Genomic DNA, 13,505 nt, shown 5'->3' with positions numbered 1-13,505 from the left:
GTAGCAAGATTTTGGAGAATTGCTATAACAACTGAAGTAGTAGGGTGCGTCAGCTTCGACAATCTGGGCTACCCATCCCATCCCTACCAACTGACGCACCTTACAAGCTGCATAAATGAAATTTTACACTACCGATTCCCCGTTACCCATTCACAAAAACGCTCGATGTAAGCTGACTTTGACTTACACCCTGCACGATGCCCAAATAATTGTTCCCCGACTTAATCGCCGTAGAAGCGAGACTTGCACCTCCATCCAATTGCAAACTCACAGATTCAAAAGTCAAGTTGGCAAATCCGATACTGTCAGTCAAACCAATGTTATCCCCAGCCCCAAAATCGACAATTACATCGGCACTAATTAAAGTAGCCGAAGCAGACAAACCTCCTGCTAAGATAAACGTATCATTTCCGCCGCCGCCCGTCAGCATATCTTGCCCGCGATCGCCCGCCAACAACTCGTCGCCGTTACCGCCAATCAAGACATCATCTTCTTTTCCGCCACGGATAGTATTGTTACCGTCAGATCCAATTAGTCGATCGTTATCATTGTTGCCGCTGATAAAATCATTGCCAACACCGCCATCAATTAAATCGGATTCTTTGCCGCCGGATAAGCTGTCATTGCCTCCTGCGCCATTAATTGTATCCGCACCTTGCATTCCATTAATGCTATCAACACCTTCTCCCCCGGTGATATTATCTTTGCCGGAAAGGGCAAATATTGGCAATCCCGCAGCATTTGTCGGTATTTGAGTATCGGCACTATCTGATAGGAAATAATTGCCGCCACTGGCTGTATTTTTGGGTGCTGTCGTCGGGCTGCCGTCCCCTGTAGCATTGGGTATTGGCGAAGTAATAGATATAGTGTTGGGTGTGGGAGTAGGTGTGGGAGTAGGTGTGGGAGTAGGTGCGGGATTGACACTACCGTCAAGAGAAGTCGCAAAAACTTGCGTCCAATAGTGATTCCAATTTTCTGTGCCAGTATCATCGGCTAAGAAATAGTAACCAATCCCAATTTCTTTGAGATTCGGGTTAAGAATGTTAGTCCGGTGGCCGCTGCTGTTCATCCACGATGATACAACTTGTTCGGGTGTAGAAGAACCCGCAGCAATGTTTTCTGCGGCCGCTGAGAATTGATAGCCCGTTGCAGAAATCCGACTTCCTAATGACGAACCATCTTTTCCGGTATGGGAAAAGAAGTCTTGCAGTGCCATGTTTTGGCTGTGATTTGCCGCCGCATTTAGTAACTGAGTATTTAAGGTTAGCGGGGACAAACCTAATTTGCTGCGTTCGATGTTGGTAAGTTCTAAAACTCTGTTAATAAAGTTTTGATTGGTGGTTGAAGTTGGTGCAACTTGAGAGACCGATCGCTCTCCTATTAAAATGTCAGAGGACTGATAACCGGAATTTTGTAGTTGTTCAAGCATGGGGACGTTCAAGAGTTTTAAGAGTTTTTTGGCTGGTAGATGACTTACCCTCTTAACGATAGTTTCCCCGATCGCTAGCTGGCCCGGCACAATTCAATAATTGTGTTAATCCCTGCCGCTGCTGTATTTATTTTGATTATAGCTGTTCTCAAAGTGGGGATGTCAAGAGGCTGGCTCTGATTGAAAAATGGAAGAGTACGCTCGAATTTAAGGAGAGTTTCAAAGGAATTTGCGATCGCCCGTGGCATCAATACAATTTTAGATTTGAGATTTGAGATTTGAGATTTTTCCTGATTAGTATGGTTTACGCGGCGCACCCAGCCCGCTGGCTTGCTGGCTAGAAACCCGGTTTCTACGATTTTTGCAGAGAGGAACGACAAATATAGGAAGAAACCGGGTTTCTGAATTCTGTGTGCGATCACCAACTAAGTTTTTAGTAGAATCCTCACAAAAAAATCTAAATTAATTCAAAATTGACAACCGCGCAGGGTTGTTCTGGATCACAAAAGCAATCTCAAGATTTCAAACTATTTTCTTGTCCGACTTTAGCCTCCTGAGCAACTTGATCAACCTCATCTTTGGCGAGAATTTCCAAAGCTGTCTGTGCTTCTGCACCGCCCAACCGCCCCAAAGCTTGGGCGACTCTGTAACGGATCTGCCAATCTGCATTGGAAGCGTAGGGAAGCAGCAGCGGCAGCGCCCGTTTATCTCCCAATTCACCTAATGCACTAATGGCAATGGTTTGGATTAATTCGTTTTCAGAAGTCAGGGCATTTTCTAACATCGGAAAGGCTTTGGGATCTCCCATTTCTCCCAAAGCCGCGACGATGCTTAGTTGCACCAGCCATTCAGAGGTACTGCTATAAACTTGCTGCAAATCTTCTAAAGCATCGGTTAATTTCAATGCGCCCAAAGCATCGGCTGCTGCTGCTTGCACGTCGGGTTCGGGGTCGTTGTTCAAGCAGTTTCGCAGTACCTCTAAAGCGTTTGGCAGATTCTGCGTGCCGAGGGTTGATAATTGGCTGACTGCTGCGTAGCGAACCCGGACGTTTTTGTCGCCGATCGCAATTTGAATTAGTTTATAGGCGATCGCGGGTTCTAGTTGGCGCAGTTGGTTGACTGCTCGCAGTCTTTCGCCAAAATCCTCGGAATTCAGCAATTGTTCGACAGACTCAGGGGTAATGCTCATTGGATTTTAGATTTTAGATTTTAGATTTTAGATTTGGTAATTGGTAATTGCCAAAAGCAAGCGAGATTTAAGGAGTGATCGACTCATTTTCTGATACACTCCTGGAACTGCAACAGTTAATTTAAGATTCGGCAGCCATCGAGCGAATAATATCTCCCCTAGTGAGGATGCCGATTACTTTACCCGCAGTATCGACCACCGGCAATCGATGGATGCTGCGATCGTGCATCAGTTTGGCAGCTTCTTGGACAGATTTGTCGGGCCCGATGGTAACTGGCTCTGTACTCATGGCTTCTCCTACTGTTTGTCCTAAAGCCTTGTGGAGTTCTCGCTCGTAACGAGAGGGATTTTCCAAATAAATTACGCTGTCGAGCACCATTATGTAAGCGGGGGGAGTTACGCCGGTTTCCCGCCACATCAAGTCGGTTTCGGAGATGACTCCTACCAACAAGTCATTCTCATCTACGACGGGAAGACCGCTAATGCGTCGTTCGGCTAAAATTTTAATCGCTTCGTTCAAGGGCATTTCGGGTCGCGCCAAAATCGGCTCACGGCTCATTACATCGGCTACTGTTTTTGGCATGATTAGCGGTTGATTGAGTTATCTCTCCTTATCGATCATATAGGGAAAGCGTGACACAGACTGAAGAAAGGCAGCTCTGCTGAAGGGATTCGTTAGAAGGTAGAAGGAAGGAAAAATTTTGAGTGCCAGAATTTTGCTGTTTTTTTCGATCGCACTATAAAATTCTGCCGTTTGCCTCTCTCCGGCGAGCGATCAGCCTGACAAGATTGTTAAGATATCTTAAAGAGCGGATAAATCCTTACCAATGCCAGAATCTCCAGCCACAGAACCAGACTCCCAACCAGAAGCGCGCTGTGTATTGGTTTGCCAGTATCAATCTTGCCTGAAAAATGGTTCAGCAGCAGTGCTAGCTGCTTTTGAAGCTCAACAAGTTGCAGGGGTGAAAGTTGAGGCTACTAGCTGTCAGGGACAGTGCACCACTGGCCCGACTGTACGAGTTACCCCGGACGAAATTTGGTATTGTCGAGTTAAACCGAGTGATGTACCCTTAATTGTGGAAGAGCACCTCAAAGAGGGAAAACCTGTAGAGGCGCTGTTTAATCCGAGAATTCATGCGCGTTATTATTATTAAGATTGACTTGATTCGGTGAAACTTCCAAGCTCTGGCGCATCTAATTTGAATAGTTATTGTTAAGGAACTGCCACTTTGAAAATCCAAGGAATTGCGCTTAGTTTGTTAGTGCTGGTGCTGGGGCGTCCGTCGGCGGTTGCTGCTCAAACGTCGGCGGTTGCTGGGGATATTTGTCCTGGGGAATTGGGAGCGCAAGTAGATGCGATCGCCAACCGTCCCGAATTTAGCCGATCGCGCTGGGGCATTTTGATTCAACCTCTATCTTCTACTACTACTCTCTACAGCCGCGACGCCCAAAAATATTTTATTCCAGCATCAAATGCCAAGCTGCTAACTACAGCCGCTGCTTTGCAGAAACTCGGTGCAGATTTTCGGATTAAGACATCGGTTTACAGCGGCGAAAATGGAAGTTTGTACGTTGCCGGCAGGGGAGATCCGAGCATTGCTGAGGCTCAGTTGAAATCTTTGGCGCAGCAGTTAAAGCAGCGGGGAATCAGTCAAGTTAACCAGTTGATTGGCGATGACAGCTATTTTCAAGGCAGTGCAGTCAATCCGAATTGGGAATGGGAAGACGCCCAAGCTGGCTACGGAGCGCCGATTAACAGTTTAATTTTCAATCAAAACGCGATCGACCTTCTCTTGTCCCCGCAGGCTCTGGGGCAACCTCTGAAAGTTACTTTTGCCGAACCAAAGCTGGCAAATCAGTGGCAACTTCAGAACAATACTGTTACCGTCGCTGAAAACGAATCTGAGTTTATTGAAGTTGGCCGGGAGTTCTATCGACCTATAATTCGAGTGGGCGGACAGTTGAAAGTTGGTGGCGAACCTGAATCAGCTTATGTCGCCGTTGTCAACCCCGCTAATAATTTTTTGCAGTATTTTCAACAAGCCCTGGTGGCTGAGGGAATTCCTGTTAAACAGAGTTTAGTTGCATCGGCTTCTCGCAATTTAAATCAAGAATTAGCGACCGTTGAATCGCCGCCGCTGGCGGAATTGGTGAGAGAAACTAATCGCGAAAGCAACAATCTTTATGCAGAAGTTTTATTGAGATTGTTGGGAAAAGTTACAGACAAGATGCCTCTGCCGCAAGAGGATACAGGTGAAATGGGTTTGAAAGAGTTAAAAACAGTTTTAACTCAATTAGGAGTAAATCCCAACAGCTACAGATTAGCCGACGGTTCCGGCTTGTCTCGGCACAATTTAATTACTCCAGAAGCCTTGGTGCAAACTTTGAGATTGATGGCCAATTCACCTGCTGCATCTCTTTACCGCCAGTCACTGCCGATCGCTGGGGAGAGCGGCACTTTGAAAAATCGCTTTAATAATACACCAAATCGGGTAAATTTGCAAGCAAAAACAGGAACTATGAGCGGAGTTTCGGCGCTGTCTGGATATATCGAAGTTCCGAATTACGAGCCGCTGGTGTTTAGCATTATCGTCAATCAATCTGACCTATCAACTGCAAAAATGCGATCGGCAACGGACGAAATTGTGCTATTATTGAATCGCCTGCGCCGCTGTTAAAACAACAGATTTAAGGTGAGAAAGTTAACCTCAGTAGTTACACCTAAAACACCGGACACCCAAAAACCCTACAAGTTTTAAGTTTCATTAGATTGGAGCGGCGGGGATCGAAAAGCAGCTACAATAAAAGTAGAAAAATTAACACCATTGGGACGTTTTAGCCTGCTACCAGTCGGCGGGTTCTGTACTTCCCGAAAATAAGTCTAACTTTCCAACTATGAATTCTTTCGATTCCGAACAGCAACACATCTTTGTCGAAACCAATAACATCCGCCTGCACTGCGTTTCTCAAGGAGAAGGCGAGCTTGTTCTCCTCCTGCATGGGTTTCCAGAGTTTTGGTACTCTTGGCGTCATCAAATCCCTGCTTTAGCGCGTCATTTCAAGGTTGTGGTGCCGGATTTGCGGGGCTACAACGATTCCGACAAGCCGGAAAGCGGCTATGATTTAGATACGCTGAGCGCCGATATTCGCGGTTTGATTGCGAGCCTCGGTTATACAAAAGCTCACGTTGTAGGTCATGATTGGGGAGGGGCGATTGCGTGGCACTTAGCTCAAAAATTCCCCGAACAACTCAACCGCTTGGCAATTTTAAACGCTCCGCACCCGCAGCGATTCGTGCAGGAAATGGCGAGCAATTTAGATCAAATCCGCCGCAGTTGGTACGTTTTGGCGTTTCAGGTTCCCGGCATTCCCGAATGGTTGATCCGGCAAAACTTGAAAGATTTTGTTCACAATGTTTTCCAAGGACAAGCTGTTCGCAAAGGATCTTTTAGCGCTGAGGAGACTAAGATTTATCAGACTGCTTTAGAAAAGCCGGGAGTATTAGCCGCCGCTATCAATTATTACCGCCAGATGTTTCACCCGCAGAGGCTTTGGAATTTGGCGGAGAAATTAGAACCTGTGACAGTGCCTACTTTGGTGCTTTGGGGAGAAGAAGATGCGTTTTTGAGCCACAAACTTGTAGAAGGTTTAGACAGATTAATTACTGCTCCGTTTAAGTTGAAATTAGTTCCTCACTGTGGTCACTGGATTCAGCAGGAAGCGCCGCAAACGGTGAATCGAGAATTGCTGAGTTTTCTAAGAAATTCTTCTCGTTCTGTGGCTTTGGCATAGAAGGTTTTAAACATTCCAGATGAAAACCCGGTTTAGCTGTAAAACCGGGTTTTCATCTGTCTAGGGATAGGTGTTTTTTAGGGTGCGTCGTGCATAGAGTTTCTGGATTACCAGAGAATTCAAGCTAGCTGACGCACCCTACTTATTTATTAGTCCCAGAGCAAATTTTCTTGGATCAGCAGTGCAATCATCGCAGTTCTGGAACAAACACCGAGTTTGATAAAAATCCGCCTCACGTAAGTAGCAACCGTCCAGTGACTGATGTTTAAATTTTTGGCAATACATTTGTTTGGCAGCCCTTGGGCTACTAATTGTGCGATCGCTCTTTCCCGTGGGCTCAGGCTAATTTCCGGTTTGTAACTTGTGCTTTGCATACTTTTGCAATGAGGTAACGAGTTAAAATCTAATCAATGAATGGTTGAATTCCGAGTTTTTCTCGAACTTCAGATAAAGGAGTTCCCCAATCAGATGCAACGTCCCAATTAATTAGCCGAGTGGCTAATTTTCCGTGTTTTAAGCCTTTGATAATTTGTCCGATCGCGCATTTGCCGCTGATCAGTCCAACTAACACTAAAATCGCACAAGAAGGACGAAATACTTGAGCGCGAGTAAACGCTTGAAGTACAAATTCATCTTCTGTTGAAGCCGAAAGACCAGTCAGAACGTGCCAAACGTCGTGGTTTCGCTGAATCCAGTCTCCCGATGCGATCGGCTCAAAGCCTTGTTCGTCTAGAAATCGCGCCACTTCGCACCCTAATGTTCCTGCTGGCAGTTGGCGCAATTTTTCCAAGTCTATTTCAAAATGTCGATCGCTCTCAATTTGAGGATTAATTGTTTGAGCAATCTTTAATATAACTTCTAATTGACCGTCAGCCATGATTTATTCTCCCTCGAACAATGATTTAACTCTCTGGCAAACTTAATTTGTGTTTGTGAAGTTCATTTTTGCGATGAATCAAGACGACTTTTTTTACGGACTCAGCTTAGAAATCGTACTTTCTGTCAAACCAATCGGCGATCAGGAGCTTTTACATTTCTTTACAAGCATTCTTAGATTTGAAATCTGCTACCTGTAAAAATCGCCCTAGTTTTTCTAATCACAACTTGACCCACCGGGAAGTACCCGTAAAATCCACAGTATTCAGCGGTGATTGGAACTCCCTTACTTACGTATATAAATTTATTCTGCTGCTAATTATTGGAACCTGCAATGAGTCAGAAGTTGAAGCTTGCAGGCCTCGTGATGCAGGTGCATACAAGTGAAGAGAGTTGAAGGGAGGTGAAGTAAGGTGAAGTTATGCAGAGTTGATGTTTAGGAATTACGCAGTAGTGCCAATCCCCCGTGGTTGCCGAATTTGTAGTGGTCATCATGGGGGATTGCCCCTATGTCGTTAGAATGTCGCTCAAATGAGTGTCACTCATTTGAGCGACTGGTCAAATATCTTCACCAACAGCTACAAATAAAGTAGAGATTCATACCAGGTGTTGCTGTGAAAAAACTTTCCATTTTGTTATCCACAGGAGTTGTGTCATTGATTTGGTGCGCTGCTGCTAGCGCTACCACTTATATTAATCCTAACGGTAAAACTACTTTAAACTTGTCAGAAAAAGGAAACAATCGCAGCGGTTTTTACTTAACCAAAGTAGGCAATCGGGAATTTTTTGGCAATATTCAAATTACCCGTTCCGAAGGAGCAGCAGGCTCTTACTATTACAATGGGACTTTCAAAGACAGTGCGACCGGCCCTGGCCGAAAAATTGTTTGTTCTGGAGATATTGCCATTGTCAGGCGTCAAGTTGGAAGAAGCAGCCAATTGGGAGCCGAAGTTACTTGGAAGGTGAAAGCAGGAGAAAATTGTCCTTCTATTGGCCAGACATTTAAAGTAAATTTAGTCGAAGCTTTACCGCGTCCTAATGCAAGTGGCGACTATACTTCTAGCAATGCTAATACTTGGTCGAGTCCAACAAATGGTTTTGTAACTTGGCCTGCTTGGCGAGTCACCTCGCGGGATGGAGAACTCAACTGCCGCAAGACCGCAAACGGAGCAATTCAACAAGTTTACCGCGCGGATAGAGATACAGTTGCTGCTGAACTCAGGGGAGCAAATGCTATTACGATGGCGAACGGTCAACCCTGGTTGCTGACAAGACAAGGCTGTTATGTGCGCGCTAATTCTCAATACGTTCAGCCAGTTTCTATGCCTGAATAAGTGTTCGTAAATAGGGAGCCTCTCAATGAAAGCAGCCAAGCCCAAAATTGGAGTTTTGAGGCAATAGGCAGAAGTCAGGAGCCAGAAGAAGTATTTTTACAAATATGAGAGGCTCCCAGTTCCGCTGTCAGAGCCACGCGGCTTACCAAAAGACATGAATGCAGTTTAGAAGGAGTATTTTGAAAACAATTCTGTTGGGATAAGCTGTTGTGGATTTAAATTGTATGTCAAAAAACAATACAACTCTTGTGGGGTGGGCGTCCCGCCAGCCTCGAATATGCAATTTAAATGCGCGACAGCTTAGAGCATCACTTTACTTGGTTTATGGTTCAGGAAGTTATTGAATATGATGGGGACGGAAGGTTTTTACCATGCACGGGTTATGTAGACCGTCGATATGCTTATCCGTTTCATAATTCAGGTTGTTTTTCACAGGATTTGCTAAACAATGAACCTGTTTATAAGTATAAAAAAGACAATACAACTGAGGTTTCATGGGTGGACCCTTATCAAGATTATGTGGGTTGCGTAGAGTGGTTGATTGAAGAGTTATGGAAGCTAGGAACTTCAAAAAAAGTCCGCGTTATTTTGTGGCTTGCTTCACTACTAAACAATTCATCGCTGCATAACAATTGCCATGCAAATGAGTACGCTCTCATCCCTGTTTATCCTGCAAAACTTACATAGCGTGACAAAAGTTACGCTCGCCCGTTAAATAGAAACTCGCTATCGTCATAAAATTAAAATTAAACTGCTCCAAGAATCGCCGACTTTCCTGTTAAACAAAAACGTCGCACCATAGCTACAGCCTGCCAAGGAGGATGTCAATCAGAATAGTGGTATCGACAAGAGATAATCGTTAGATACTCGTCATCCACAGCATAAACTAATCGATTCGTATCATCAATTCGCCGCAACCAAAAACCAGCCAGGTTCTCCCTCAGTGGTTCTGGCTTTCCGATCCCCTCAAACGCCAATCGGATTGTTGCCTCAATCGGATTGTTGCCTCAATTAGCTTGTTAATTCGTTTTAACGTTTTCTTGTCTTGCCCTTGCCAATATAAATAATCGCCCCAAGCCTCATCCGTCCATGCTAACTTTCTAGTCATCCAACAAATTTCGCTCTACCACTTTCCCCTGCTTAAACTGAGCAATAGAACGCTCCAAATGGGCAGCATTGGCGGGAGATTTGAGTAAATGAACTGTTTCCAGCAAACTATTAAAGAACTCTAGCGACATCACCACGGCATCCTCCGCATCCCGTCTAGTGATGATGGTATAGTCCGTATCTTCCACTACTCTGTCTAAAACAGCCTTGAGGTTATTTCTCGCTTCGCTAAAAGAAACAATATTCATGTACTTGACAGTTGTACTACTTACTGTACAAATATAGCAATCGGCAATATATTGGGCAATCCCGCTCTCATATCATGTCCGGTCAATTTACTGGTTCTATGGCTGGAGGCTGGGAACCGATACCTAGAGGAATAGCCGAAGCCGAGCGAAAATTAAATTCGAGGCTCTAGGTCGCTATTGAGCGTTACTTTCGCTCCAGCCTGGTAACGAGTAAAACGAGTAAGCGACCAAGAGCCGAAGCCGAGCGAAAATTAAATTCGAGGCTCTTGGTCGCTGTTGAGCGTTACTTTCGCTCCAGCCTGGTAACGAGTAAACAACCAGTAAACAACCAGTAAACGAGTAATAATTGAGGACTAAAAAAATTAGATTTCTTCGTCCAAAACTTCTACATCATCTACATCATCTACATCATCTACATCATCTACATCATCTACATCATCTACCTCAATAGGAGCGACAGAATTAGCAGAAACTAGAGCACCAGTCTCAAGTTTCTTTTTAACTAGCTCCTCAATTTCATTTTTGAAATCGATGTTTTTCTCCATGTGCTGGATCACTTTGTCTCGTCCTTGAGCTATGTTCTCTCCGTTGTAGCTATACCAAGAACCTTTTTTGATAATTACTCCCATTTCGTCGGCCAAGTCAGTCAGACAGCCTAAAGTAGAAATGCCTTTGCCAAATACAATGTCAAATTCGGCAATACGGAAAGGCGGAGCAACTTTATTTTTAGCAACTTTAACTTTCGTGCGGTTGCCGTATTCTTCTGTACCTTTTTTCAAGCTTTGAATGCGGCGAATGTCAAGCCGCACGCTGGCGTAGAACTTGAGTGCGTTACCGCCGGTTGTTGTTTCCGGGTTGCCGTAAGTTATGCCGATTTTCTGCCGCAATTGGTTGAGGAAAATGACGGTACAGCCGGATTTGCCGATGTTGCCGGTGATTTTCCGCAAAGCTTGGCTCATCAAGCGCGCTTGCAAACCCATGTGGGAGTCGCCCATGTCGCCTTCGATTTCGGCGCGGGGGACGAGGGCGGCTACGGAGTCAATTACTACGATATCGACGGCGACGGAACGCACGAGTTGATCGACTATTTCTAGGGCCATTTCGCCGGTATCCGGCTGGGAAACTAAGAGATTTTCAATATCGACGCCTAAAGCTGAGGCGTAGGTGGGATCGAGGGCGTGTTCGGCATCGACGAAGGCTGCGATACCGCCGGATTTTTGGACTTCGGAGATCGCGTGGAGGGCTAGAGTGGTTTTACCGGAACTTTCCGGGCCGTAAATTTCAATGACTCGACCTTTTGGCAAACCGCCGCCCAAAGCAATGTCCAGTGTCAGGGCTCCGGTGGGAATGGTTTCTACCCTCATACGAGTGGAGTCTCCCAATCGGACGATCGCCCCTTTGCCAAAGCTGCGCTCGATTTGGGAAAGTACGGAAGTTAGAGCTTTTTGCTTTTCTGAGTTTTCAGTGGAAGTTTTTATAGACGTTTCTTTTTTTGCCATTTGCGGTACGCGGGTAGACCCCTTGCGGAGCTTGTTGATTAACTGTACAACACGTATGTTAGCAGTTATTTTTGGGGTCTGGAGGTTCTGGGAGGATCTGGTTGAAGATTCTTGATTTTGGGGGTGGTTCAGCCTCACCCAGCTTTCAGAAGGCTCTGATCTATAAGGTATTCGGCATCCGGCAGAGGGTAGAATTATTGTCTGTTAGGGGATGTAGTTGGTATCGATCGCTCTCGGAGTGAGGTTATGGTCTACAGTTCCAAATTCCGTGAAGCGTAGCTATCCCGGAGGGAATCGCCACAATTAGGACAAGCATGGGATCTACAACACATCAAGACACATCTGTTAATAGCAAAAATTCCCGCTGGCTGAGGAACTTATTGGCGATCGGCATTTTACTAGGTATCGGATTTCGGTTTTTTGAGATCGATCGCAAACTGTACTGGCACGACGAAGCTTACACATCAATCCGCGCCGCTGGTTTCACCCACCAAGAAATCGACGACGAACTATTCCAAAACCGGATTGTTCCCGCACCAGAATTGCAAAAATATCAGCGGATTAAACCGGGAAGTACAGAAGCAGACACAATTCGTTCTTTAGCACTGGAAGACCCGCAGCATCCGCCTTTATACTTTCTCATGGCTCGTTGGTGGATGCAGGAATTTGGCAGTTCTCTAACAGCATCCCGCAGTTTGCCAGCAATATTGAGTTTGCTGTCGCTGCCTTTGATGTACGCTTTAGCTCAGGAACTTTTCGCCTCGAATTTGACGGCGTTATTAGTAACAGCACTTTTGGCTTTATCACCCTTTGATATATTGTTTGCTCAGACAGCAAGGCAGTACACTTTGCTAACAGCCACAGTTATTGGCAGCAGTTGGCTGCTGCTGAGAGCAGTGCGGTTGCGGGGTTGGCAAGATTGGGTATTTTACTCGCTGGCGATCGCCCTTGGTTTCTACACTCACCCTTTCTTCAGTTTAACACTCATCGGACACGGACTTTTTATAATTTCTTACTGGTTGTTTGTCAAAAAAACAAAATTGCCAGGTCACGTAACTAATTCCCAATTTTTCTTAGCAGTAACAGCAGCTTTAATATTGTATCTTCCGTGGATTTACGTGCTGGCGACCAACCTGGGACGAGCATCAGCTACGACAGATTGGACGCGAGTATCTCCGGGTTGGCTGTATCTTGTTAAATTATGGACGCTCAGCTTTACAGCATTATTTTTTGACTTCGACTTAGGCTTTGATAATATCTGGACTTATTTGCTGAGATTGCCATTTTTGCTGTTAATTGCGACAGCCATTTACCAAATCTGCCGCCGCACTAGCAGTTCAACTTGGCTGTTTATTTTAATATCAATTTTTGTACCTTTTTTGATCCTGGCGTTACCGGATCTAATCCTAGGTGGCAAACGTTCCGCCGTCAGCCGCTATCTGATTTCCTGCTTTGCGGGAGTGCAGCTAGCAGTTGCTTACTTGCTCGCCAGTAACGTGAAAACTCAGCAGCGGTTTTGGCAAGTCATTTTAGCCCTGGTATTTACAGCAAGTGTAGCCTCCTGTACAGTTAGTGCTTTTTCTGATACTTGGTGGAGCAAAGACTTGAGCTATTTTAATGCTGAAGTTGCGAAAATTATTAACAAAGAGGCGATAGCTAACCGATCGATTAAAGATACAATTGTAATTAGCGATCGCGGCAACGATTTTACGAACATGGGAGATTTGCTGTCTCTGAGTTATTTGCTCGACAAAGACGTGCGGCTGATGCTGATGAGCCAGTCGCCGGAAATCGAGATGCTGAACAAATATTCGGCTCCCCTGGTGTTCCGCCCTTCGGAAAAATTGATCTCGGCACTCAAGCAACATCAACGCCGCCTGGAGCCAATATTGGAGTATGCCCGACTTTTTCGAGTGCGGCGAGCTTCCTAGGATTTCGAGAGTTGTAAGAACACGGCAGTGCCTTTGCTCGTGTCAACTTAAGCTTTTAGTCCGTCTGTCCTCCCGTCTACCCGTTAGTCCGCCAGGGAAT

The 13,505-nt window shown here is 45.4% G+C and carries 16 protein-coding genes; 6 read left to right on the top strand and 10 right to left on the bottom strand.

The features are described 5' to 3' along the window. Nucleotides 1-142 precede the first annotated feature (142 nt). From QUB06_RS13520 to QUB06_RS13505, 4 genes are all read right to left on the bottom strand, one after another. A complete protein-coding gene (locus QUB06_RS13520) occupies nucleotides 143-1,519 on the bottom strand; it encodes a CAP domain-containing protein (protein ID WP_333435675.1) in 1,377 nt (458 codons plus the stop codon). After that, nucleotides 1,504-1,854, bottom strand: coding sequence for a hypothetical protein (locus tag QUB06_RS13515; RefSeq protein WP_333435674.1), 351 nt, complete (start codon nucleotides 1,852-1,854; stop codon nucleotides 1,504-1,506). Before QUB06_RS13515 ends, QUB06_RS13520 begins: the two co-directional genes overlap by 16 nt. Nucleotides 1,855-1,943: 89 nt before the next feature. After that, nucleotides 1,944-2,618: a phycobilisome degradation protein NblB gene (gene nblB, locus QUB06_RS13510; RefSeq protein ID WP_333435673.1), complete on the bottom strand. Its 675-nt coding sequence runs from the start codon at nucleotides 2,616-2,618 to the stop codon at nucleotides 1,944-1,946. A 121-nt stretch (nucleotides 2,619-2,739) separates the two neighbouring features. Next, entirely contained in the window at nucleotides 2,740-3,201 is a 462-nt protein-coding gene (locus QUB06_RS13505; RefSeq protein WP_333435672.1) for a CBS domain-containing protein, read from the bottom strand. A 244-nt stretch (nucleotides 3,202-3,445) separates the two neighbouring features. On the opposite strand from QUB06_RS13505, the gene QUB06_RS13500 reads away from it, so the two are divergent. From QUB06_RS13500 to QUB06_RS13490, 3 genes are all read left to right on the top strand, one after another. Then, complete coding sequence (locus QUB06_RS13500; RefSeq protein ID WP_333056212.1) at nucleotides 3,446-3,772, top strand: (2Fe-2S) ferredoxin domain-containing protein; 327 nt, start codon at nucleotides 3,446-3,448, stop codon at nucleotides 3,770-3,772. 81 nt (nucleotides 3,773-3,853) lie between these two features. Then, the gene (gene dacB / locus QUB06_RS13495) at nucleotides 3,854-5,296 is read left to right on the top strand and encodes a D-alanyl-D-alanine carboxypeptidase/D-alanyl-D-alanine endopeptidase (protein WP_445251381.1); all 1,443 of its coding nucleotides are present in this window, start codon (nucleotides 3,854-3,856) and stop codon (nucleotides 5,294-5,296) included. Nucleotides 5,297-5,513: 217 nt separating this feature from the next. Next, on the top strand, nucleotides 5,514-6,410 hold the full coding sequence (locus QUB06_RS13490) for an alpha/beta hydrolase (protein ID WP_333066601.1): 897 nt from the start codon (nucleotides 5,514-5,516) through the stop codon (nucleotides 6,408-6,410). A 149-nt stretch (nucleotides 6,411-6,559) separates the two neighbouring features. Here QUB06_RS13490 and QUB06_RS13485 read toward each other — a convergent pair whose 3' ends face one another. Beyond that, nucleotides 6,560-6,784: a response regulator transcription factor gene (locus QUB06_RS13485; protein WP_083888111.1), complete on the bottom strand. Its 225-nt coding sequence runs from the start codon at nucleotides 6,782-6,784 to the stop codon at nucleotides 6,560-6,562. A gap of 29 nt (nucleotides 6,785-6,813) precedes the next feature. Further along, nucleotides 6,814-7,287, bottom strand: a complete 474-nt coding sequence (locus QUB06_RS13480; protein WP_333435670.1) for a Coq4 family protein — start codon at nucleotides 7,285-7,287, stop codon at nucleotides 6,814-6,816. A gap of 613 nt (nucleotides 7,288-7,900) precedes the next feature. On the opposite strand from QUB06_RS13480, the gene QUB06_RS13475 reads away from it, so the two are divergent. After that, nucleotides 7,901-8,620, top strand: a complete 720-nt coding sequence (locus QUB06_RS13475; RefSeq protein WP_333435669.1) for a hypothetical protein — start codon at nucleotides 7,901-7,903, stop codon at nucleotides 8,618-8,620. Between the two features lie 288 nt (nucleotides 8,621-8,908). Further along, the gene (locus tag QUB06_RS13470) at nucleotides 8,909-9,307 is read left to right on the top strand and encodes a hypothetical protein (protein WP_333435668.1); all 399 of its coding nucleotides are present in this window, start codon (nucleotides 8,909-8,911) and stop codon (nucleotides 9,305-9,307) included. Between the two features lie 137 nt (nucleotides 9,308-9,444). Here the strand turns inward: QUB06_RS13470 and QUB06_RS13465 are convergent, their stop codons facing one another. The 4 genes from QUB06_RS13465 to recA all read right to left on the bottom strand — a co-directional run bounded on the left by QUB06_RS13465 (nucleotide 9,445) and on the right by recA (nucleotide 11,474). After that, nucleotides 9,445-9,603, bottom strand: a complete 159-nt coding sequence (locus tag QUB06_RS13465; protein WP_445251380.1) for a Txe/YoeB family addiction module toxin — start codon at nucleotides 9,601-9,603, stop codon at nucleotides 9,445-9,447. Beyond that, nucleotides 9,561-9,728, bottom strand: coding sequence for a type II toxin-antitoxin system YoeB family toxin (locus tag QUB06_RS13460; protein WP_333435666.1), 168 nt, complete (start codon nucleotides 9,726-9,728; stop codon nucleotides 9,561-9,563). The genes QUB06_RS13465 and QUB06_RS13460 overlap by 43 nt, the downstream gene beginning before the upstream one ends. Continuing rightward, nucleotides 9,721-9,975, bottom strand: coding sequence for a type II toxin-antitoxin system Phd/YefM family antitoxin (locus QUB06_RS13455; protein WP_242720579.1), 255 nt, complete (start codon nucleotides 9,973-9,975; stop codon nucleotides 9,721-9,723). Before QUB06_RS13455 ends, QUB06_RS13460 begins: the two co-directional genes overlap by 8 nt. Before the next feature lie 362 nt (nucleotides 9,976-10,337). Beyond that, nucleotides 10,338-11,474: a recombinase RecA gene (recA, locus tag QUB06_RS13450; protein WP_333435665.1), complete on the bottom strand. Its 1,137-nt coding sequence runs from the start codon at nucleotides 11,472-11,474 to the stop codon at nucleotides 10,338-10,340. A gap of 314 nt (nucleotides 11,475-11,788) precedes the next feature. Here recA and QUB06_RS13445 point away from each other — a divergent pair, with 314 nt between their 5' ends. Beyond that, complete coding sequence (locus QUB06_RS13445; protein ID WP_333435664.1) at nucleotides 11,789-13,405, top strand: glycosyltransferase family 39 protein; 1,617 nt, start codon at nucleotides 11,789-11,791, stop codon at nucleotides 13,403-13,405. Nucleotides 13,406-13,505: the final 100 nt, after the last annotated feature.

Origin of the sequence: Microcoleus sp. D2_18a_D3 (assembly GCF_036702455.1) — a bacterium.
Lineage (GTDB): Bacteria > Cyanobacteriota > Cyanobacteriia > Cyanobacteriales > Microcoleaceae > Microcoleus.
Note: the sequence above shows the minus strand (reverse complement) of the source record. Positions and strands in the feature narration are given on the sequence as shown.